The organism is Bremerella sp. TYQ1, from assembly GCF_020150455.1.
Classification (GTDB): Bacteria; Planctomycetota; Planctomycetia; order Pirellulales; family Pirellulaceae; genus Bremerella; species Bremerella volcania_A.
Genome location: NZ_CP083740.1, coordinates 1,913,986 through 1,935,288, shown reverse-complemented (window position 1 = coordinate 1,935,288; position 21,303 = coordinate 1,913,986). Strand labels below are relative to the sequence as shown.

General features: G+C 49.8%; 24 protein-coding genes. 8 read left to right on the top strand and 16 right to left on the bottom strand.

The genetic code is table 11. The features are described from left to right. Window positions 1-46: 46 nt before the first annotated feature. The 9 genes from LA756_RS07355 to LA756_RS07300 all read right to left on the bottom strand — a co-directional run bounded on the left by LA756_RS07355 (window position 47) and on the right by LA756_RS07300 (window position 9,351). Entirely contained in the window at window positions 47-856 is an 810-nt protein-coding gene (locus LA756_RS07355; protein ID WP_224439224.1) for a hypothetical protein, read from the bottom strand. Between the two features lie 12 nt (window positions 857-868). Continuing rightward, the gene (locus LA756_RS07350; RefSeq protein ID WP_224439223.1) at window positions 869-1,525 is read right to left on the bottom strand and encodes a hypothetical protein; all 657 of its coding nucleotides are present in this window, start codon (window positions 1,523-1,525) and stop codon (window positions 869-871) included. 145 nt (window positions 1,526-1,670) lie between these two features. Further along, window positions 1,671-1,937, bottom strand: a complete 267-nt coding sequence (locus tag LA756_RS07345) for an RHS repeat domain-containing protein (protein WP_224439222.1) — start codon at window positions 1,935-1,937, stop codon at window positions 1,671-1,673. Window positions 1,938-1,963: 26 nt separating this feature from the next. After that, the gene (locus tag LA756_RS07340) at window positions 1,964-2,398 is read right to left on the bottom strand and encodes a hypothetical protein (RefSeq protein ID WP_224439221.1); all 435 of its coding nucleotides are present in this window, start codon (window positions 2,396-2,398) and stop codon (window positions 1,964-1,966) included. Window positions 2,399-5,457: 3,059 nt separating this feature from the next. Further along, window positions 5,458-5,976: a hypothetical protein gene (locus LA756_RS07320; protein WP_224439217.1), complete on the bottom strand. Its 519-nt coding sequence runs from the start codon at window positions 5,974-5,976 to the stop codon at window positions 5,458-5,460. Window positions 5,977-6,191: 215 nt separating this feature from the next. Continuing rightward, on the bottom strand, window positions 6,192-6,452 hold the full coding sequence (locus tag LA756_RS07315; RefSeq protein ID WP_224439216.1) for a hypothetical protein: 261 nt from the start codon (window positions 6,450-6,452) through the stop codon (window positions 6,192-6,194). Window positions 6,453-7,567: 1,115 nt separating this feature from the next. Further along, on the bottom strand, window positions 7,568-8,056 hold the full coding sequence (locus LA756_RS07310) for a hypothetical protein (protein ID WP_224439215.1): 489 nt from the start codon (window positions 8,054-8,056) through the stop codon (window positions 7,568-7,570). 165 nt (window positions 8,057-8,221) lie between these two features. Continuing rightward, window positions 8,222-8,680 carry a hypothetical protein gene (locus LA756_RS07305; protein ID WP_224439214.1) on the bottom strand — a complete coding sequence of 153 codons (459 nt, stop codon included), beginning with the start codon at window positions 8,678-8,680 and terminating at the stop codon, window positions 8,222-8,224. 140 nt (window positions 8,681-8,820) lie between these two features. Then, window positions 8,821-9,351, bottom strand: a complete 531-nt coding sequence (locus tag LA756_RS07300) for an SMI1/KNR4 family protein (protein ID WP_224439213.1) — start codon at window positions 9,349-9,351, stop codon at window positions 8,821-8,823. A gap of 203 nt (window positions 9,352-9,554) precedes the next feature. Between LA756_RS07300 and LA756_RS07295 the strand changes: the two genes are divergently transcribed. From LA756_RS07295 to LA756_RS07285, 3 genes are all read left to right on the top strand, one after another. Continuing rightward, window positions 9,555-10,094, top strand: coding sequence for an SMI1/KNR4 family protein (locus tag LA756_RS07295; protein ID WP_224439212.1), 540 nt, complete (start codon window positions 9,555-9,557; stop codon window positions 10,092-10,094). A gap of 109 nt (window positions 10,095-10,203) precedes the next feature. Beyond that, complete coding sequence (locus LA756_RS07290) at window positions 10,204-10,746, top strand: SMI1/KNR4 family protein (protein WP_224439211.1); 543 nt, start codon at window positions 10,204-10,206, stop codon at window positions 10,744-10,746. 65 nt (window positions 10,747-10,811) lie between these two features. Next, window positions 10,812-11,189, top strand: a complete 378-nt coding sequence (locus LA756_RS07285; RefSeq protein ID WP_224439210.1) for an SMI1/KNR4 family protein — start codon at window positions 10,812-10,814, stop codon at window positions 11,187-11,189. Between the two features lie 210 nt (window positions 11,190-11,399). Here the strand turns inward: LA756_RS07285 and LA756_RS07280 are convergent, their stop codons facing one another. Continuing rightward, on the bottom strand, window positions 11,400-11,912 hold the full coding sequence (locus tag LA756_RS07280; RefSeq protein WP_224439209.1) for an SMI1/KNR4 family protein: 513 nt from the start codon (window positions 11,910-11,912) through the stop codon (window positions 11,400-11,402). A gap of 124 nt (window positions 11,913-12,036) precedes the next feature. Next, window positions 12,037-12,759 (bottom strand): hypothetical protein, encoded by a 723-nt coding sequence (locus tag LA756_RS07275; protein ID WP_224439208.1) that lies wholly within the window; start codon window positions 12,757-12,759, stop codon window positions 12,037-12,039. Between the two features lie 270 nt (window positions 12,760-13,029). Here LA756_RS07275 and LA756_RS27330 point away from each other — a divergent pair, with 270 nt between their 5' ends. Continuing rightward, window positions 13,030-13,122, top strand: coding sequence for a winged helix-turn-helix domain-containing protein (locus tag LA756_RS27330; RefSeq protein ID WP_369123648.1), 93 nt, complete (start codon window positions 13,030-13,032; stop codon window positions 13,120-13,122). Between the two features lie 643 nt (window positions 13,123-13,765). Here the strand turns inward: LA756_RS27330 and LA756_RS07265 are convergent. The 5 genes from LA756_RS07265 to LA756_RS07245 form a co-directional block, all read right to left on the bottom strand. Beyond that, window positions 13,766-14,560: an ankyrin repeat domain-containing protein gene (locus LA756_RS07265; protein WP_224439207.1), complete on the bottom strand. Its 795-nt coding sequence runs from the start codon at window positions 14,558-14,560 to the stop codon at window positions 13,766-13,768. 164 nt (window positions 14,561-14,724) lie between these two features. After that, the gene (locus LA756_RS07260) at window positions 14,725-15,033 is read right to left on the bottom strand and encodes a hypothetical protein (RefSeq protein WP_224439206.1); all 309 of its coding nucleotides are present in this window, start codon (window positions 15,031-15,033) and stop codon (window positions 14,725-14,727) included. A gap of 815 nt (window positions 15,034-15,848) precedes the next feature. Next, window positions 15,849-16,256 carry a hypothetical protein gene (locus LA756_RS07255; protein ID WP_224439205.1) on the bottom strand — a complete coding sequence of 136 codons (408 nt, stop codon included), beginning with the start codon at window positions 16,254-16,256 and terminating at the stop codon, window positions 15,849-15,851. Window positions 16,257-16,595: 339 nt separating this feature from the next. Continuing rightward, entirely contained in the window at window positions 16,596-16,967 is a 372-nt protein-coding gene (locus LA756_RS07250; RefSeq protein ID WP_224439204.1) for a hypothetical protein, read from the bottom strand. Window positions 16,968-17,012: 45 nt separating this feature from the next. After that, window positions 17,013-17,768, bottom strand: a complete 756-nt coding sequence (locus LA756_RS07245) for a hypothetical protein (RefSeq protein ID WP_224439203.1) — start codon at window positions 17,766-17,768, stop codon at window positions 17,013-17,015. Window positions 17,769-18,243: 475 nt separating this feature from the next. Between LA756_RS07245 and LA756_RS07240 the strand changes: the two genes are divergently transcribed. From LA756_RS07240 to LA756_RS07225, 4 genes are all read left to right on the top strand, one after another. After that, complete coding sequence (locus LA756_RS07240; RefSeq protein ID WP_224439202.1) at window positions 18,244-18,780, top strand: hypothetical protein; 537 nt, start codon at window positions 18,244-18,246, stop codon at window positions 18,778-18,780. A gap of 107 nt (window positions 18,781-18,887) precedes the next feature. Continuing rightward, window positions 18,888-19,421, top strand: a complete 534-nt coding sequence (locus LA756_RS07235) for an SMI1/KNR4 family protein (protein ID WP_224439201.1) — start codon at window positions 18,888-18,890, stop codon at window positions 19,419-19,421. Between the two features lie 107 nt (window positions 19,422-19,528). Continuing rightward, window positions 19,529-20,071 carry an SMI1/KNR4 family protein gene (locus LA756_RS07230; RefSeq protein ID WP_224439200.1) on the top strand — a complete coding sequence of 181 codons (543 nt, stop codon included), beginning with the start codon at window positions 19,529-19,531 and terminating at the stop codon, window positions 20,069-20,071. A 233-nt stretch (window positions 20,072-20,304) separates the two neighbouring features. Next, window positions 20,305-20,964, top strand: coding sequence for a hypothetical protein (locus LA756_RS07225; protein ID WP_224439199.1), 660 nt, complete (start codon window positions 20,305-20,307; stop codon window positions 20,962-20,964). Window positions 20,965-21,303: the final 339 nt, after the last annotated feature.

The window sequence follows — 21,303 nt, the reverse complement described above, 5'->3', positions numbered from 1 at the left end:
GCGGGAGGGAAAGCAGGGGCAATGATAGACGATGCACACAATGCAATCAGTCCTCTTTGTACTTGTTCCAATCGAAGATTATGCCAGACTCAGCCAAGAGGGATCGCACCGATTCGACCTGTTCACTGCCGACCTGCCAAACCATCATCTGGTCACCAATCTTGTGCAATGTCCCACGGGAATCATCTGATGATATCCATGACTCCAGCGTTTTGCCGTGGACCTGCATCTTCAAGTGTGGATCAGTCAGATAATTGTACGGATACACATCTCGAATGACACCATCCCGATAGACCTCGCTATTCAGGCCGACGTATCCCCACTTTGATACGGCCTCAAGTTCTTCTGGATCGTCCCCAATCACATTGTCCGGTGTGACATAATTCAATCCAATTGCGTAAAACCCTGGCCCCCTGCTGTGATCCCGATAGTAAGCGATTCCGTAAACGGGAGTTAGGGCAGCAACACACTTCTCGACAAAATTGCTCACGCTCGGCTCTTCAAGGCTTGCCAAGGATCGGCGAGCTTGTACAAAGAATGATGGCTTGTAATCCAAAGATAGAGACGCCGTCGCCCACCAATCGACGGTTGGCGTCGTTCCTTTTGGCAGCATTGCATATACATCAAATGAATCGACACCGGAAAATCCCTTCTTCCGCAGTCTTTTGTCTGCATTCCCAAACGGCACGGGTTTTCCACCGAAACCAGAACCATCCACTGAAAGCTTATCAGGTGGACAACCAGCGGCGTTGAACCAGTCGATCAACACAGCGTAAAAGGCCCCAAGCGTTTCAGCATCTGCTTGAACGCCGTAGAAGGCGATCGCCATGCAATCTTCTGCGACTTCTCGATTCATGTCTCTGTAATCCTAACAGAACTTGTCGATCACGAACGTGTTTCCCCGATTCGCTTTCGGTAATGTTGCCATCCCCTCGTCAACCCGTTTTTGCAAGTCCTTGGGTTTGTCGTTTTCGGAGATGATCTCCCAGGCATCGACCTTCCCATCACAACGCACGCCGATGACATCAGGACGATCCGTGTGAGTCGAAACACCTCCGGTGGTCGTACTCCACTGCCTGTTCATGGTGAGGTAATCATATTTTCCGGTCATTGCGGCCTTTCGTGCCGTCTTGACAGATGCTTGCCTATGCTTATTGACACCTCCAGGACATTTGTCGTCTCCTGTCTTTTGGCCCTTGCCGTAGATTGAAACTTCCCGACCGTTTACTTTCACGATTTCGACAAGAGTTACAGAGCCGCCGTGTGTGAATCCGCTGCAGCAAGGAAGCGGTGCCGACGCATTTTCGTCATCCAGCAAGTTTATGCATATATTCTCACACTCCTCAATCTTGCCATCAAGTTTCTTCTGAATTGCTTTAAATTCGGAACTCTCCTTCTCCACCTTCTGACGTTTAGCCTTAGTATTGCCTTTTGATTTCTTCGGTGCTGATTGTCGATCCTTTTTCTGAATCTTTTTAACTTGCGGAGGATCGGTAGCGGCGGCCTGAAGGATCGCAGTATCCACTCGGAGCCGATGCATTATGCACCAGCACTCCGCTCACGCCCACCCTGTAGACATGATCCCCTTCCACTTCGATTTTGAAGACCGGCTCAGGTTCTTCGCGGTGGGTGAGGAAGACTCCATGATCAATTGACCTCTAAAATGCCATCTACTTGGTGAGCGGGTCCAGGACATACCGGACACGGGTTGGGCACTTGTTGTCTGCCAGCTCAAATGCCCCATCGTTCAACACGAACTTCGTCTGGAAGGCAGTAGACCCGGCAAAGCTTTGGGCCCGGTGCTCGGTGAGAAGCTGGCTGGCACCATCGTAGGTCCAGGTCGTGCGGTTGCCATCTTCATCGACCACCGACGTGCGTTGTCCGGCCGCGTCATACTGGTAGTTAAACAGCGTGATCGTGGTCGCATTGAAGACCAAGACGCGAGTATTTTATATAACCTGGATTAGGGAGGCGACTGGCGTGAGATGGGCTGGCCCTGCTGGCAGCGTTCCAGGCATCGCCACTGAAATTCGATCTCTTGAGCAATCTCTGGCGAGTTAGCCCTTACTTCCGATTCGTCTGAACTGTACCAGCGCTTTCCCTGTTCTCGCATGAAACGATCTTCCGCCCGGTGATAAAAGGCGTTGACGGCGTTTTCAGCCGATTCTAGGGCCCAAAATGACGGCTTCTGCCCGAGCAGGCATCGTAGCGTGCTGTAGACGCTGGTTAAGAAAAACACCCACCCTCCGACAGCCTCCGTGGCGGCACGCTCGCAGTCAGAAACATCAACGGGAACAAGTGATTCAATTTGGTCCACTGCGTCTGAAAGAATTTTGTCATCAACATGTTCCGAATGTGCTTGCCAAAGCAAATCTAAAGCATATTGAACAAGTTGCATGCCGGCGTATCAATATCTGCCCGGAGTAAGTTGTTCTTCGTGGCGTATAACAAGTAATTCTCTCGGCATGTATCAGTCCCCCTGTCATCTGCTGACCACTCCTGACTTTTATTACGCTATTTTCGCCGAAGAAAGTCGCGACCCTTTCGTCGTTCTTTCGCACTGGCGTTTGCTTGGCGTCGGCGATGCCAGGCGGCCGTGCTGGGGCGGTCGCCAGCGCTGATGCGGTCGCCAGATGCCTGATGCCAAAGCGGATGGTGGGCGGCCAACGCAAGAGCAAGCGTCGAAGCGGATGATGGCCCGCTCATGCGAAAGCAGACGCTGGGGCGGACGTTCGGTGCAGATGCAGACGGCTCATGCAGGAGCCAAGGCACGGGGCGAATAGCCGGGCACATGCGAAAGCAAACGCACCGGCCATGCTTTGGCGGGTGAATTTGCAAGAGCAAAGGCAAACGCAGTTGCAAAATGCTTTTCGTGGGAATGGGCGTCAAAAAAAGGTGGGGGCGAGGGTGGTTGCGTGAAATCTTGATGGAGCATGTTGACTTCTTGACTTTGGGATACTCAGCCCTTGGTCCCACGCACGTTTCTAATCGCTCTTTTCGTTTGCGTGATTCGATCCAAAGCATCAGGGAAGTGATCTTCTGGTTGTGACATGAATCGAATGTGTTCGAGATCGCCCTCCAGTTTGTTGAGTGCCGTGCCAATCTGATTTCCCAAGCCGCCCTCGAACGCTGAAGCAATGCCCACTATTCCATTTTGCAATTCCTCTAGCGTGATAACACGGCTGCGAAACTGCTGAAACAGTTGCTCTGTCTTGTCGAGCAGAATTTGCGTGTGTTCATCCACAAATGCACCATATCATAGAATTCAATGTCTGATGATCGTGACTACTATGCCTTCTTCAAGAACTACTTCAACGTTACAAAGGGTCTTGCTGACTCGGATCGTTGATCCAGACACTGGCATGCCACTAATCGTGCCATTCTGGATCATGTCTTCGACAACAGAAGGCGGCACACCACGACCGGCAATACCACCGGGTGCGTTGCCCAATGCTCTTGGCGACATCCTCTGGAACTGCATGTTCTGAGTAAAGTCTACCGTTTATGTTCGCATGAATCCGTCCTCTCCGGTTGACTTTTGGCAGCAAATCCCACGAAGCCCAACTTGGTCCGCCCAACACCGTCTGTGGGGCCTTAAGTGCCTCATCCAGATCATCATAAACTCGACAAGGGTCACTACACTTTCCAATTTTTCCATTTTTAAGCTCATAGTATTTATGCCCGTCACCAAAATCGTCAAGCTCTCTGCCCCCTGTTTCCCAGAGGTGCTTCTCCGTGGTGGCATCAACGCCTGTCTCCAGGGCCTCATCTCCGACGAGTGCAGGTATTCCGGTAATGGCTTCTTCGGCTTGTTCAACCGTCACTTTGCCGATACGAAGTCCCTTTCTTACGGTATCGACCGCTTCATTAACGTTTTCGGCATTTTTAAGATTTTTCAGAATCCCTTCGGTTGTGTTGATCAGTCCTTTGATCCCGTCAGAAATCTTCGCCAGGCCACTAGCGATACCGAAGAATACCACCATCGCTGAGATTGAGAGTAAGGCCTCGGCCATTCGTCCTCGGGCAATTGAAATTGCCGCACTCAATCCATCAATCGAAGGCGAAAAAGTTGGTGGGAAAGTTGGTGGGAAAGTTGGTGGGAAAGTTGGTCGCTCTGGCCCCTGCATCGGCTTCGCCCGGTTCTTTTTCCTTATGCCGAAGCGAACGCTCACGCACGCAAGGGAAAGGGCCACCCTAACCGTAGATACTTGCAGGAAGACGTTTCGCGGATGGCTGGCAGAGCGACACCGACGGTAATGCGAAGGCTTGGGGCTCAACGACAAGAACGCTGTCATCGGGCTGTCGAAGATGAACCCATTGCCGAGAGATTCAGCGGTGAACAAGAGCTTGAGCAAAAAGCCCAAGCCGCCGCCAGCAGGCGTGCCGGTGTTCAAGCCGTGGAAGCCGGCTCAACCGGCAAAGCTGCAACCGTTCAAATCGGCACAGCCTGCGAAGATCGTGATGCAGAAGCTGAATTAACATCTATTCTGCTGTATCATTTTCGAAGAAAAACTTGCCGACATTCAACTTGTCACTGATTGCGATTCCATCGGCCGCCATTGAATCCCATTCAGATTCGCTCTTAATCCAGAAGACGCAAGTTGCTGCTTTCAGGTCGACTTTCCAAAGATCCAATTCGCCTGTCTCAAATGGAAAACACTCTTTGATCTCTGATACTGAAAACCCTCCTTGCATGTCTTCATCACCGTAGACTTCAAAGTCGCCCGGCCTGACGTAACCACAGCCAAACAGCCTTTCAATGACAGATGTGCCTTCTGGGTGACTCGGATCGATGTCAAGGCATTCCGTCATCTGATCAGCCGTCATTACCAGCGAGTATCCAACGTACACTTGCACCACTCTATCACCTTGTAATTAACGGAGGCAAGTTGGTAATTGACCTGCGTTGCGCAAGTTGCGTCAATGCCACTTTCAATTCCTCAAGCGAATTTGCCTGATCGATTTTTTCTCCAAGTTCATCATGAAACGCTGGCGAACCATGACCACCGTGCCTACCGGGACGCCCCTGGTGGTAACATCACAAAAGAGGCAATTTATCAACTAGCGCTTGTCAGTCCTCACAATTCGCTCTCGAAGACCAACGTTGAGGTCAGCGTCCGATATCGCACCGTCCCACCCAAGGTGAAGAATTTGAATGTCACCAATGGATATGCCAAAAGACGAAATCAGTAACTCCCTGACCAAATGATTCGCCATGTTGGACTCTGATTGGATCGCTAGGAGGCATTTAGCCAAATCGTCATCGTTCTCGTAGGCCCGAAGCCGCAGGATGTGCCCTCTCTCGACACCCAAGCTTTCTCCCAGCCTAAGCAGTTTAGCGGCTTCTTCTGGATCCATATTTACGTTTCAAACAAACGGTGACAATTTCGTGTTGGGGCTCCCTTGCTTCCCTTGCACTTGCGGGCCCTGCCTACATTTGTGTCCAAGTGGAAATGGTCAACTCGTCCAGGGAAGCGAAAGAATCTCTTCTGAAGCGTAAATGCCAACTTCAACATTGTGGACCAACGAGTCCTTGACTACGACGAGCCCGGAGGTCAGTTGTGCTATTGCAATTGCCATAGCCATCGCGGTCTTGAGTTCTCCTTTTGGCCTTCCGCCGCCACTTTCAATGGATATCAGTCGCGCAGCTGACATCCATTTCTCAAAAACTGTGTCGCGTTCTTCAGGGGAGAGGCGATGTCCGACATCAGAGAGGTAACAACGGTCTTCTTCACCTCCGACGGTCGGTTCGATGATGAGCGAAAGGGTAGAGCCTATTTCCGAGGTACAGTAGTAATATCCGGGGCACTTCAACGGCTCGAAACCTTCGATCAATGCTTTCGATTTCAAATCATGTAGTTGCAAGTCATTTGGAAACGAATCGCCGTCTGCGGCCAGGGCTCTTGCCGATAAAACAATTTCGTGCCAGCAAATGTCTTGAGTCGTATTGGGAATTATATCGAGTTCTATGGACATGACTTCAAAACGCCCCTCACTCCGATTGTTCGTGGAGTTGTAGGTGTACTTGTACCGGTAAGAAGTTAGCCCGGCAATGCTTCCGGGCCCGGTGCTCGGTTAGTTACCGGTTGCCCCGATCGCAGATCCAGGTGGCTCGGTTGCCGTGTTAAAGGTTGTACAACTCGCCGCTATGCTTAGGCTACTGCGAGATGCCAAAATGAACGGCGTTTCGCTTAATCAAACTTTGAAAAATCGACGTCCTCGTCACTTCCGAATTGCCCCAATAATTCCTGGGAGATCCGCTGCTCATTACCTTTGAAAAACGCCTCCAAAAGCTTCAGGAAATAAAGTACGTCAAAATCAGCATCGGCCCGAAAGTCACCCATGTGCCATAAGACTGTCCGATAGCCTCTCTCCAGCATTGCTGCGATAACGGGATCGCTGATACTTTCCTGGTACTCCAGTGCTTCGTTTTGATTGATAAATTTGGCCATAACTAAACCACACTCACTTATGAAGATGTATTGAGCGTATTCTTCGAATCCGGGGCTCGGTCAAAAAGCTGGTTCCATCGTGGGACCAGGTCTTGCGGTTGCCATCTTGCCGACTACAGATTTGCGCTACCTGACCGCATCTTGACCGTTCGTTTCGAGGATTTCGCTCGACTAAGTCATTCAGCGAGAAAAGCATCGCTAAGCTGATTTATTAGCGGGGTATTTCGCTTTGATGGATTAAGAACACTTGGAATCTTGGTGCTGAGGGCATTTGTGACATGCTCGACAACCATCATGTACCTTGGGGGTCGCCATTGTTGTTCTTATGGCCGACTAATCGGAAAATAAATCTCCACAAAGACAATGCGAGATGAAGCAGCACTACCGTAACTACGTAACCCCCGGCAAAGTAAAGGACGGCGTGGTGTACGACAAACACGTTTGCTAGGAGATGAAATACAGTAAAGGCGATTGCTAAACAAACTGATAGAACGAGGATCCACCATTTCTCTGGAAAAATGGCTATCAAAACCACAAAAGAAAGAAACAAGATTAGGTCGGCGATAATCCACCCAATTATTGCACCGAAAATTGCGGCTACGATCGAAAACGCTATGGCAACCGTTAGGTCAGACACCAAAAACGTTATTCCTAGAGCAATGGAAGCACAGATGATTCCCAATGCTGCAGCGGAAATAGCTTCTACTAGATACGGATAAGAACGTAAAAAGCGTTCTAGTTTAGCTCGGATTTGGCGAGGCCCTTTTGTCGTCATCTGAATGCTATCTAACTGGTGTTGTAAATATACCTCACTCGACGGCACCCCTAGCCACGTTAAACTCGTTTCAAGAGAAACATGACAATTACATTGTCATTGCTATCTTCGCAGGCTAACGGACTTCAGTATCGACCACTGCAGGTTTGATTCGCAGGACAAAAGTACTCTGCAGCTTTCCCTGAAAGTAGTTTCTACTTGAAAATGCCCGTCGGTCGACAATCTAACCTAGCAACTCTCCATGTACGTCGCGAGTGAACCGCGACAGGAAAATGGGGTATGAGCAGGGTTAGGGAACGATGTCGTCCTTACGTCTTTCCATCTGGATGACATGGTCCACTTAGTAAATTACCAGCTTACCACTTGGAAAGTCTCCATCCCAGTCGCATGGCCAGTGCCCCAGGGCAAACCATTCCCATTGCGTCCTCAACTCCGGAGGAGTCGGATGCCCTAGGTAGAGGCAAAGGCCCATCAAACCAGCAGTCCATGCTGCTTGCCACACTGCCGCATTCGGCGGATGCCAAGAGTCTCGATCGGCGTCATACGGCACTCGGGAAGATGCGACACGAATTACAATGGCGTGAATTCGATCCCACAACTCCTTCAGTTGCTCTGAGTGTTCGCCTGTCATGAGTTCATCGTAGAGCGATTGTTGTCGATAGGCGATTTCTGAAACCGATGGATCCTCGGGGCCAGGCCACTCGCTCCAGTCCTGAATCTGTCGGCAATGAGAGTCCCATGGCGGATCCTGCCCAAGATTGTGGAACCAAGGAAGGGATTCAACCCGGTTCAAAAAGTCTGCCATGATCTCGCTATTGGCTGGAGGCATGCTTCCGTTTTTCAGCACTTGTAAATTTCAACTATTGTACCACGAGGTCAAATATTCTGAGACGATCGAAGATCGGGAAACCGCGGGAAGGCCGTCTGCATCTGGCGGTACTGTCCTACGAGGTGTTCGACATGGAAGCAACTGGTTGACTCAATCTCTGCTGCGTTAGCTCCAGGGAGGCGTCTCACTGGATTCCCATTCGCCATAGTCATCCTTGCTCCATTGCGAGATTTCCCATTCCCCGCTTTGCGTATCTCCAGGCCTATATTGCAAATGCAGAACGCTCTGTCCTGCGTGTCCTTGAAGACCAATTCGCTTGCCATCTATGAATGCTAGGAGTGTCGCAAAAACCTGTGTTCGCTGTTCCTCGAAATCTTCAGGCAAGCGTACGACGATTGTACAGTACCAATCGATTGTAAGTGGCGAACAACGGTTGCGCTTGGCGTAAACCGAGCAGCTTCCGCTATCTCCGGCGTCAATATTGATTTCACGTACGTCCACCTCCCTGCCTAGGTACTCCCCAAGCTTTTTGGCAAGATACAGAACCGACTCGCGTATCGTAGTGTCGCTCTGCGACGTCAACGATTCGCTCCAAATACGCGTTTCAATTTCCCGCTCATTCATTTCGCCTGTTCTTTCAACCCATACTTATCGCGGCCATGATTTGTCGCTTCGGATGATTTCAGATTGCCGAATGCCAGTCCACGACAATCGCTGGGGCTGGTGTTCGCTTGGTAATTGGTTCAGCAATTCTCAGAAAGTGCTCACAGATGTTTTACTTGCTCTGCTCGTTGCATTGCTCTTCGCAGGTAATCATCACAAGTTCCAGTCTTCAAAAACTTTGCAAAGAACTCTTCCGTTTCCAGGAGCTCTCCCTCAACATAGCCCCAAAAAGTGTTGTCATAGTCGTCGAACTTGCGATGATCTTCTTCATAAGCGATTATCGAATTCGACAACTTTTCACTCGTCCTAAAGAATAAAAAGTTCTCCCTGCGGTCCATGAACACAAACGCGTCAGCCGGAAGCCGAAGACGATTGCCTTCAAACGCTATTAGCATCCGCTTAGCTTCGGCGGTCATCTGCAGCAACTCGGGATAATAAAAGCTGCAGTCATCCATGAACGCTCCCGCGCACTTTCCAGCAGCGAGCAAGAATTGTTTGTAGTAATCGGGTAGATGCAAGCCAACCGCATCCTCAATGCGTGCAATGTCTGCATCGCTGCAAGGCACGATGGTTTCTTGTGTCGCAATGCCTGCCCGGATTAGACGTTGAATGAACTCGTCGCCAGTTAGCATGCTGCCTCCAAAGCCAACTCAAATACTCTTCGCAATGTGTGTCATCCAGATCTTTGTGGTGAGAGGATCGGCGCCGCCAGCTTTTCCCAGAGTGTCAATGAATTGTCGCATCTTCTAGAATCGTGCTACAAGTAAAAGATTAGTCGCTCGGGCGAGTTTCTGAATAGTCAACTTCCTGGGGGATCGTGCAGCAGGGATACTTCATGTCAATTGAGCAACTGACAGCCATCGTTCCATCACCGGCGTCGCCGACGGAAGTTCCTGCGGAACCGGATTGGAAAGAGATTGAGAAAGAGCTAGGTATCGCTTTACCTCTGGATTACAGGGATTTCGTTTCCACGTACGGTAGCGGGCTACTTGGCAATTTCATTCGGGTCTTCAATCCGTTCGCCTCGTCTGAGTATCTCGCACTTATCCCGAGTGTGGAACGTATTTGCAAAGTTCGAAGAGAATTAAAAGCAACCGAGGGAGATGAGGAGGTGCCGTATGGCATCTACCCCGATTCTCCAGGTATTCTCCCATGGGGCAATGACGAAAACGGTAATACACTTTATTGGTTGACAACAGGCCATCCAGAAACGTGGCCTGTGATTGTTGGTGAAGGGCGTGGACGCGTATGGCAACAGTTCGATATGCCCATGACGTCCTTTCTTGCAGCAGCGTTGTCGGGCGATATTGAGTGTACGATTTGGCCAGCCGAGTTTCCGAACCCACCTGAGGATTTTATCTTTGAAGTGGCCTGAGATTACCCCGCTACCTTACTTAAACTGCGCGTGAAATCGGAGTTCGAATTGGAATTCCTAGGCCCCGACTCGATCTTGGCAATAGAAGTGTTAACGAGAGACTAAGAGCATGTTGGAGAACGTCAAGAGGATCACTGAAATCATTTCCCCGCCTGACACGGCAACAGGCCCTTCGGGCTCTTGGGAGGATGTTGAAAAGGAACTGGGCTTAGAGTTGCCAGAGGACTACAAGCAGTTCGTTTCCCTCTACGGAAGTGGGACCATCTCAGGCATGATTAGCATTGGAAATCCTTTTATTCAACCGGTTTCAGCGCAGACGTTCTGGCTGAACTGGGTCGATATTTATCGAGACATCGAGAACTATGGTACGGAGGTCCCCTTCGACCTATACCCGGCGCGCCCTGCCCTCCTTCCATGTGGCAACTATGCGGATGTCAACATCCTCAACTGGCTGACAAATGAGTCTCAGGCAGAGTGGCGTATCATTTACTACAGTCACTCCAAAGGCTTCTTTGACCTGGGCAAGACCACGCTGACAAGTGTCCTTCTCAGCTTGCTAACCGACGTGAGCGACCTACCTGACGGCATGGTTGACCAAGATCCACTATATGGTAAGCAGCCGGAGTTTATCCCAGGGTTTAGGATGAGCTAGCAGTATTGGCTGATTCGCAACGCAGCGAATATTACACGTCACCGGCTGTATTCAGGTGTTGTCGGATGTCTTCATCGCTCAATGAAATTGAAAAACTCGTCAAACCACCTGCCAAGCCAGTGGGATTAGATCGCCGATGGGATGCCGTCGAACAAGAGTTGGGCAGCTTTCTTCCCGCGGACTACAAAGCTTTTATCGATCACTATGGTTCCGGCCTCGTATGTGGGATGATCGCCGTTTGGAACTTGTGTGATAAGACTTGTTTTCCCGCACCCGTCAAAGACTATCTGCTTGGTGAAAGCAGCGTCATCGCGTCTTTCAAGCAGTCAACCGTTACTCCTGCGGAGTCGTGGTTCCCAGAGCCTGATGGACTTCTGCCGTTTTGTACCGTGATAGATGTTCACCACGTAATGTGGCGGACCAAGGGCAAGTCCGACGAATGACGCTGCGTCTTCTGGTTTTCCGACGGAAATGAGATTATTGATCTTGAAGAGGACTCGTTTTCTGACTTTCTGTTGAAGGTCTTGACGAAACATTATGAGATAAAACAAATCCCAACGCTCGAGGCGCCTTACACGTTTACAGACTTCTCCAACTGGTAATCCGTGGTGAGTCATATCTCGATCATGAACTGTTGCAGTTACTCGATTCAATCATTCCGTCAATCGAATCCTATCCGGCTCGTATTCGTTGATGTCTCCCCAGATCTTGACCATGTGGGGTTTTCGCATTAGCCAGTCGTCGATCAACATCGCAATGGTCAGCTTCTCCAGAATGGTGATTGGCCCTGTGTTCCAGAAAACGACCGGCCATTTGTCAGGGCTATTTTGATCCGTTTGCCAACAAAAGAGGTTCCCGCTGTAATCGATCAAGAATGGGAAAAGCCCATTGTCCGCTGGGTAAAGCGGAATCTCGATGGCATTGAAACACTCGTCAAAAGTGTTTCCTTGGAGCGGTGCGAGTTTCTTCTTCACTGATTGCACGAAGTCCTTCGCTTCCTTCTCCGTTCTTGCCTCTGAAAAGAAGGGACAAACATTGTCGAACCAGACGCTGCCGCCATACACATCGATAAAGTCTTTGAAACTCGATGGATATGTGAGGCCAAGAGCCTTTTCCAGCCGATCCCAGTCAACATTTGAGAACCGGGGCTTTTTAGGCGGTGGCATTCTCTCGACCAGTTTTTTGAGGGCTGCTTCCATAAGTGATGACTTACAATGCGAAAGTTGATATTACAGGACCGGGCACTGGGGCAGTGCGGATAGTTGGAGAATGTCAGTGGCTGGTATGAATTTAGTCGAACCGGAGGCCTGCGTTCTTTAGCAGTTCTTTTTGGTGCATCACTTCTGAAAAGTCATCATGAGAACGGCCAGGAAGACTGAAAACCCCTTCATCGGCATTGTTGTATGCCAGTTTTCGGACAAAGATTTTCCAGTAGCTTGAACCACCAATGCCCATTCCCTTCCAGTCCACTTCATCTCGCCATTTGGCCTGAATGGTTACGTGACGACTGGGATCCTTTCGTACCATGTTGCCACGTAGCCCCTCGATGTCTACCGTCCCAGAAAAGTTTGTGATGTCGAGTTGGAAATCGGTGTCAGGCACCTCAGGCATCTTAAAGGTTTCCCGATCTTGTGGCTTAATGAATAATGACTTTGGTTTCTTGCCCTCAATGACAACGCGATTCAAACAGACCTCCGAGCTGACATGTATCGCATCTCCACAATCTAAGTTGGAAAAAACGACAGAATCGAGAGTAGTACCACGGCGGATAAGACACGTTCCCAGTGAAGTGGAGCAATTTAGAAAACGGCAGTCCTCAATGCGAATGGGACTACCCATTCGTGGTGCAATTTCCAAATCGGAAAACTGAACGTTTTCAAACAAGCGTCCACTTAGAAATCGATTACCGGAATCGTCTACATCGTATTCAAGTTGCATGATTACTACCTTATCTTTACTGGGTATCCAGCCATCTGATGAACTGATAGCCAAGGTCATTGGGGATTGATTCATAGGTAACAAGCCCATTATTGACCACTGCACACCCAGCCAAATGAGTGCTTTCAGCCGGTCAACCTTGTAGACTAATCTTCCGGCAAGGCGTTTTGCAAACGGAGTTTAGCGATGCGACCTCATGGATTGGCGGCGGAGCTTGACGCTCGGCGGATGAAGGCGTTGGACTTGATTCGCCAAGGGTGGTTAAACAGGGGCATGACCCAGATCGTTCACCAGTAGTTCGACATCGAGTATAACCCGGACCATCTCGGCCGCATCCTGCACGACATGGGATTCAGTTGTCAGAAGCCAACACGTCAGGCCAAAGAACAAGATCCTCAGGCCATCGTCGAGTGGCAAGCCAAGGAGTGCCACGAATAAGAAAGGGGCGAAAAGCAGAGATCTAGCATGGTGATGGTCGACGAAATCGGGTTGGCTCCCCCAAAAGCGACCAGAGTTTATCCCTGGGTTTAAAATGAGCTAGACTGATGTGCGATTCGCAGGATATGTACAAAGTGTGCGACACATTGTCCCTGGTTGCTTTGCAGTAGTCATAAATGGTTACGAAATGATTAATGACCATCCTTGGTGCGGTGTCGATGGCTCTAAGCCAGAAACAGAGCGGTCAGAAGAGGATCGAGTTACCATCACGTCTGAATCGCAGTTGCGTAGATGGCTAAATTCACTCCTGCATATGGATCCACGAGTAGTCTTCTTAGAATCGCCTTCGGGATCACTGACTTCTATTGCCCTCGCGAGCGATCTTTCGAGCATAACTTACTATCGTGACAAACGTGTCACGCATTCGCTGACCGCTTTAGCTGACAAGAAGTACACAGACCTACCACGTTACTTCGTAGCTGAACGAGATCTGAATACCGTGTTGCCGCAGTTTCTCATGCCTTCCGAGATAGTCATAGACGTAGCCTGCGAGTTGTTTCGTACTGGGGAACTTGCCAGTTCGCTTAATTGGGGAAACTAATGCCAAGGGATCTCTTCGGAACGGCATTCCCTACCATAGGGACTACTCGCTAATGCCGAAACTTTCAAGTATCTCAATCGCTTTTTGGTTTTCGGCGGATTGAGCCATTTGGTAGGCTGTCGCGGGAGCCACCGTTCGGCGCATGGTTGGATCGGCACCATGCTCGAGGAGCATACGAATCAAGTCGCCTGGCGAGTAAGGATTGGAACACGCAATCATCAAGGCATTTTGCTTCATATGGCCCATGCCATTGACATTCACCCCATGCTGCAACAGCAAAGCGGCCATGGAGACCACCTCGTCATATCTAGACGTCCACTCAACAAGATCGACGAGAAGTTCTTCAGGGAATAGCGAATTACTGGTGAAAGTTCCCCCACGTTCAAGTGTCTCTCGCACATACTCGAACTTATCAAGACGTAAGGCGGAATTCAGGTCCAATCGAGCGCCATGATCCAGTAAGACTTTCCAGATGTTTGTGCCCATGGAATTGCCCGCTGTCGAAGCGTATATCGGAGTCCACCCGGTATGATCGGGTATTTCGACACTGGCACCGTGAGCCAGCAGAACCTTGACCACCTCTTCGTAGCCCTGTTGCTCCGCCTCGTGAAGTGGTGTGCAACCATTGATGTCGCGCGCGTCCACATTCGCACCGTGCATCAGTAACAGCTTGCAGATGTGAGCTTGTCCATCAAACGAAGCTATATGAAGAGGCGTAGAATGGCGGTCTTCATCACCCACATCAAGTTGTGAGGTATCGCGTTCTAAGATCGTTCTCACTTCGTCAATATCGCGATTGATCACGGCGCGATAAAGTTCAGTTTCCTCTTCAAACATATTATTAAATACCTTTTAGCCGCTAATTAGGAAACTGCTTTGTGTCCTTCTTTTTTCCACCAACCCACCATTCGACGGTAAATCCCGTTGGACGATAGGGGCACGGCCGGGCTTCGGGAAACTGGCTCACTCCGACCGGAAAAGAGAACGTGATGAAATGCTTCCTACTCTTTCTCCGAACCGTTAGCTTTATTTTCAGGCGGCCAATTGTCTACCGGACGATACCCGTAGCAATCATCGATTGCTCGGTTGACTCCTGCTGATCCGATCGAAACACACTTTTCTAGTTCCTTTTCGATCAAATAGCGTTTATAGAATCCCTTTCCATCAACGGGAACCAAATAGAGAATCCAGCCCCCTTCCCATTCTTCGGTAAGATCATCTCGAAATTCATGTTCTACACCAAACGCAATTTTCGCGATCGGAATCTTGTGCTCAATGACATATTTCACGGCATCATCTTTAGTCCACATGGCAATATAAACCTCGACGAAACCCCCTAACGAACTCCCGCACCTGCGGATCGGAAGGAACTAACGAAAGAACGTGACGTATCCTGCGATTTTAGCATCTTGTTCTAGCCGACCGACTCCTCAACGTCAGGATACTTACCCCAATTCTCTTTCCAAATGCGCGAGAAGGCTTGCGTAATCCTTGCCAATCGCAACCATCGCTTGAGGATGCTCAGAGCCCCACCTTCTAGCTCGCGTGATCGATGGCCTACCATGTTCGCATGCTTCCAAGATCGTAATCGTCCAGTTTTTGTCGCCTTCATTACTGATCGTCCAATTAAAAGCTCCGTGGTAGGATGACAATGCAGTACGGATGGCGTGATGCTGATTCGAATTCGTTTCAGAAAAACGAAACGTAATCACTGGCACACCGCTTGGTGGAGCATGTGAATTAGAAACCTCTGCTCGACGAATGCCGTACCACTCTAATTCACCAAGACGTGCGAGTATGTCGAGCATGTTGCACATTGGGTCACATCTATTTCGGGCGACTGATCTGAGGGAGACGTGGAGTCAGAACAAGGGCATTATAAGCGACCGAGTTGTTGAGTTGCCCTCGGCAGTGCGAGATCTGAAAAGATCGCGTCTTTACCTGCTTGTCCTGTAATACTTCTTGTTCTCTCCAGCCTAGCGTCGAAGGCTCCACGGAAAGTGTCGTGCGCCAATATCCGACGCCGGACTCTTCATCGAATTTGAACGCAGCTCCTGTGTTGCCAAGTCCCACTGTCGAAGTTTGGAAGGGACACACGTGCGACAATAATTCTTCAAACCTATATTTAGGAGACCAGATCGCTCCAAAACGGAATATGACGATGAATGGCTTGGTATTCTGCGCGAGTGAAAGTCGCGTATCTTTCGCCCGCGTACCAATCTTCAGGATGATCTCCGAATTCCTGGTCGAAGTAGTCCCACAGATTTTGTCCGTAGTAGATGATGTCGGTTTGATGAATTGAAAACACAGGATTACCGGATTGGCGCGGGACAGCGGCCAGATACCGGTGACCGTACACAGGGATGAGTCTGGGTAGACGTTCAAATTCGCACCGAGCAATCTGCAGTGCGTCAACGACGTCAGTCGGCTTTGTCCCCCATTCGTCGCACCAAAAGACGTTGTTTTCGATATCGAAAGCGATTCCTTCCCACAGCCAATCGATGGATTGTTGGACTGTTTGGGAGTCAGGCAATCGCCAATTCAGAAATTCCCCGCTCCTAACTCCGGGAAAACCGCCGATTGGCAAAGCGATCTCCAAAAGAATACGCAAATCAGGAGGGAATTGAAATTGGAAACGCGCCTCGACAGTCTCAAATTCCTTGTTGGATAGTCCGGGGGACAATTGAACGCCAACTCGGCTTAACATTGCGAGAGCGTTTTGGGCGTATTCAAGATCAGGAGTTAATGGAGGCATCCGAAGTCTAATTGAATAATGTGGCAAGGCCCAGAAAAGCTATTTCTAGACGAGCCAGGGGAAATCGGACTGAGCGGCAAATGCGCGAGAATGCTTCACGACGTTCTGGAACTGCCGCTATGGCAGCTGGGACGCGGCCCTCAGCATTTCGATCATTAAGTCTATCGTCTCAAAACGCATTTCGTCATTGACTCCTTCGATGTCTACGAAGTAGCAACGCCTATAATCGTCGGTGTCGGATGGATAAACCGATGCGACAATTGACTGCTGATTGGTCACCTCAAAGTACACGGTGCAATCGTCTAATACGATCAGCTCACATGAGTAATCGGGAAAGTGAGAGAGAATTGCGATGGCAGCCGATTCGAGCATCCTAATGTCGACATCGATGTCTCCATCGTACCAACTTGGATCAAAAGGCTTCTCCTCGAAAGCGGGGTGCTCCGCGATGTTTCGCCACGTTTTGGGGTCATTGGGAGATAATGTCATCGTAACTTGATCCCGAGTGTCTTGCTCAAGTACGGAACGTTCGATCTAGATCCCTGGAGCCAATGGATCCCAATCCTCAGCTTCATCGAGTTCAAGATCGGGCTCCTCGTAGTAAATCTTGACCGAAGGGATATCGACGCGTAGCTGTTCAATTTCCGAAGCGGTTAGATTCGTACCCGATAGAACCACTTCATGAATTCCACCAGAGTTCAACAGTCTTTTTAGTGACGGCAGATCTACGTTAGACTCCTTCAGACTCAGAATCTGTACCCGCAGTAATTGCATGGCGTCAAGGTGCTCCGGGCTGAGATTCAAGCGGCCCGCTTGCAAGTGCTCTAGCGATGGCAAGACGGCCAATTGCTGAATCCCTGCCACCGACAACGGACATCCGCTGACGCGGACAAGCTTCAAACTCTGGTGGTTCGCTAGTTCAGAAAACCCCGTGCCTGTCACAGCAGTATTCTCCAGGAGGAGCAGTTCAAGCCTGTTGTTCTCCCTCAAGTACTGAAAGTCTTGGTCTCGGAAGCCAGAATCATGCGCAGAGAAGTACCACATGTTGGGCAACTCGCGCAACAGGGGTAGTGCTTTGGATAGTTCAGTATCGCGTCGCAGGCCTACATTAGATTTCTCACCGTGGTAGTCCGTTACAACGGCTCCCATTGCCTTCAGTTGTTCTATGGCCAGCTGCCGTTGAGAAGGGGGACGCAATAGGTACCATGCCCCTACCGCAAACGCGACGACAAGTATGACAAGTGGTATTGCCAGGAAGATCCACTGACGGTTGACATTATCAGTTGGCATTTTTACACGATTGGGGGCACACATCCGAACATCGATTCAAGACTTATTAGAATCAAACGGCTGTCGGCGTTTCCATGGGCAGAAGGTAAGTTGATCCGGTGACGAGATTTAACCTCGCGTTATGCGAACGCGGGCGAACTGCTTGCTGGCGTCTTACCAATTTTAATGGAAAATATCGAGAGCTGCAGTATTGCTTGCGCGACGCGATCGCTGGACATGCCACAATAGTCAAACGTCCCTGATGGCTCGCCGGTAAATGCTCCCAATGCAAGCAATACTCCGGGTAGCTCTTATTTCGAGTTCATTGTCTTTACAAAGACAAGTGCTTGAATGCCAATTACTGTTAAATCGTTCATGCGAGTCGAGTGATGAGGCGACTATTGCAAGGCAAAGAATAGCGAACCGCGATTTATCAGCGGTCTTGAATACGTCCGGCTGAATTAAGCTGACTAATTTGCACAAGAGCAGGAATACAATGACCGACGCACTCCTCACTCGACTTTGCGAGCTTGTTTCGCCGCCCACATCACCGCTGCACAGCTATGGGAATTGGGAAGACGTGCAGCGGTCTTTGGGCGTTACTTTGCCTACGGACTACAAACGAATGATTGATCTCTTTGGACAAGGGGTGTTCAGGGGGTGTGAGCACTACTCTGGTTTGCTGATTACCAGCTTTTTTAGATCTGCGCCAGCTGCAAAATTGGCCGATGCTGCGGGAGCTTATCTTCGAACTCTGGACAATTTGACATATCCTGTTTATCCAGATGTCCCAGGCCTTCTAGGGTTGGGAGCATATGCCGATGAGGACACAATCTCTTGGTACACCGAAGGTCCGCCCGATGAATGGATCATTGTTTATCATGACGTAGAAACAGGGCTTCATGAAATCAAGCAGGTTGGCATTTTGCAATTGACCATATCTGTTTTGGAAGAGACAAGCGTCTTGCATCAAATGGGAGTGATCAAAAAGGGGGAAATGCAGGGACCACATTCTTTCGCGCCAGAAGACTAAAGTACCTGAAGTTTCTGAATTGTTTGCTCATTCGCTTGCGCTTTGCCTCACCGAAGATCTCTCAAGAAGACTGAGGCTACGATTCGTCGCAGAGACAGAGAACATTTATGGCAACACCACTTTCTCGACTGCACGCCTTGGTGCCCCCGCCTGCTAACCCTTTTTACAGCTCCGGAGATTGGAGTCTCGTCGAACAGGAACTTGGGCTCAGGCTGCCTGATGACTATAAGCAGCTGATCGAGTCGTATGGCCAGGGGATGTTTCAAGGTCGAAGAAAATACTCTGGATTAAATATCACTAGTTTTCTGTGTCCTGTATCGCCAGTTATGCTGGCAGAGGCCACAACCGCTGCCCTGAGATCCCTTGAACTAGAATATCGCGTCTATCCCCAAATGCCAGGATTGCTTGGTTTCGGTGTTTACAAGGACGTTGACTTCTTAGCATGGCATGTAGACGGTCCAGCTATTCATTGGAACATTATCTTTCAGGATGTTGAGACGGGAACTAACGAGATCCCCAACATGGGATTAATCGACTTGGTCATCTCTATCCTTGAAGGAACGAGCCCGCTTCATACGAGGGGGATAATTGGTGCAGAGGAAATGGAAGGCCCACATTCGTTTACGCCAGAAGACGCATAACGTGTGGCCGAGTAAAATGGATAGCTGCAGCAGTCCGTCATAAAACTTCTCGGCTCCAATCCAGGGCGTGCTGTTCCATCATAATTGCCTTGCTAAAGGAACGTATCGTGATCGAGAGAGTCCGATCAATTTTGCCCATTCCTGACGCTCCGATCGATATCGATGAATCATCTTTGGTCGATGTCCAAAAGCGTTTGAGGCTCGAATTCCCCGCCGACTTTCTAAAGTTTGCTCGCACCTACGGATCAGGCACTATCGTAATTGACGATACCTATGATTTTGAGGTCTATAGCCCGGCGAGGCCGTCCTTTGAACAGTTCATTGATACCTTCATAGGTCGACAAGACCGATACCGAAAGGCGGCCGGTAGTGGTAACGTCCCGCTTGGATTGTTTCCCGAAGAGGGAGGTCTCGTGCCGTTCGGTCACCGAGACGATGTGTACTTTGCATGGAAAACAACCGGGCACCCCAACGACTGGACGACCGTCGTCATTTGGCAATTCGAATCAGGTGGATACCAAGAGTTTCCGTTAGTGTTCTGCGATTTCCTGAAGAAATTTCTGTTGGGAAGGCTTCAGGTAGAGCCATTCAAAACGAAGTGGGACGCTGAGGCCGAGATTGCATTCGAGGCTGAAGTCTACGGTGGATAAAGAAAAACGGCTGTCTAGAGGACGCCTGGGTTTATGTTTTAGCGGTCACGATCTAACAAGAGACGAGACGATTGGAAGTTTACTGATTGCACGGTAATTGGGTGGGATGTAAATACGTTCGCACTGCGATGAATCGGAGCGGCAGTTTTACGCGTTTAGAAGTGTGGTTTCAAACGGATTTGTAAGCCGGTCTTATACAGAGAAACTCTGTCTAACAAAAAGTTATGTGACTAATGCACAAGTTCACTTTCGAGAACAATACTGGAAGCGAGACGTTCACTGATGAGACACTCCCACTGACACAGCCTCTCGTGACGGATAGCGCTGTTGTCACGAACGACGCAAAGATGCTCGCTCCCAATGCCGGTTTTGATGCGGAACTTGCATTCCTGAAAGAGTTGAAGTTCGGAGACTGCGCATATGGTGCAGCGAGATGCCCAATCTATCCATTCATTTGTCGAGTCCGTGGTGACGCCGCACGTGCAAATGCACAGATGGTTCTCGACTCACTCGGTTGTCGATGGTTCCGTTCCAAAAATATCGACCCTCTCGCGTCTGCAACGATTCCCTATCCTGGATACAGTCCTGGAGACCTGAACGATGAAATTCACAACGATTATCATGGGCAAGTGATGTTTTCCAAGCGACACGAAGATGAAGGGAGCGTTCCCGGTCTCACCGGTCCGATTCCGCCAGATGATGGACCTCACGGCCAACTGTATCGATTCGTCCGAGACTTCAAGCTCTGGTATGTTTTGCTACACTCGTGGAGTTTACGTGACTCCCTAACCAAGCAACCGTGGGTCGTGGTATTCACCATCGGGCTTTCACGGGACAACGACGCATTGATAGGAGGCGTCTCGCATCAATTATGTCACAATCTGTGCGATTGACCGTCGTCACATAATAAGCTGTTCCACGCGGAGGCACGGGCCGCGCGGCTTTTGAAATCGAAGTTGTTCGCCGGAGTCCGGTGGACTCTACGGCGCACCGGCTCTGTTCCGCTGGAACGAGCACCCGACGTCCTGGGAAATGCGTTTGGAACTAGCCGCCCACGCAGGAAATACCTTTGACCATGAAATGCTCGCCTGTACGTCGCAGAACAACTTCCGGGCGCGATGAAAACATCTTAGTGAGTTGCTCGGCATGAGTATCATTTAGATAAGCAAATCGAGAATTTACGCGAACTCGGTTGTCGCCTTAACTTCAAGGCACGCAAACTCTTCGTATTA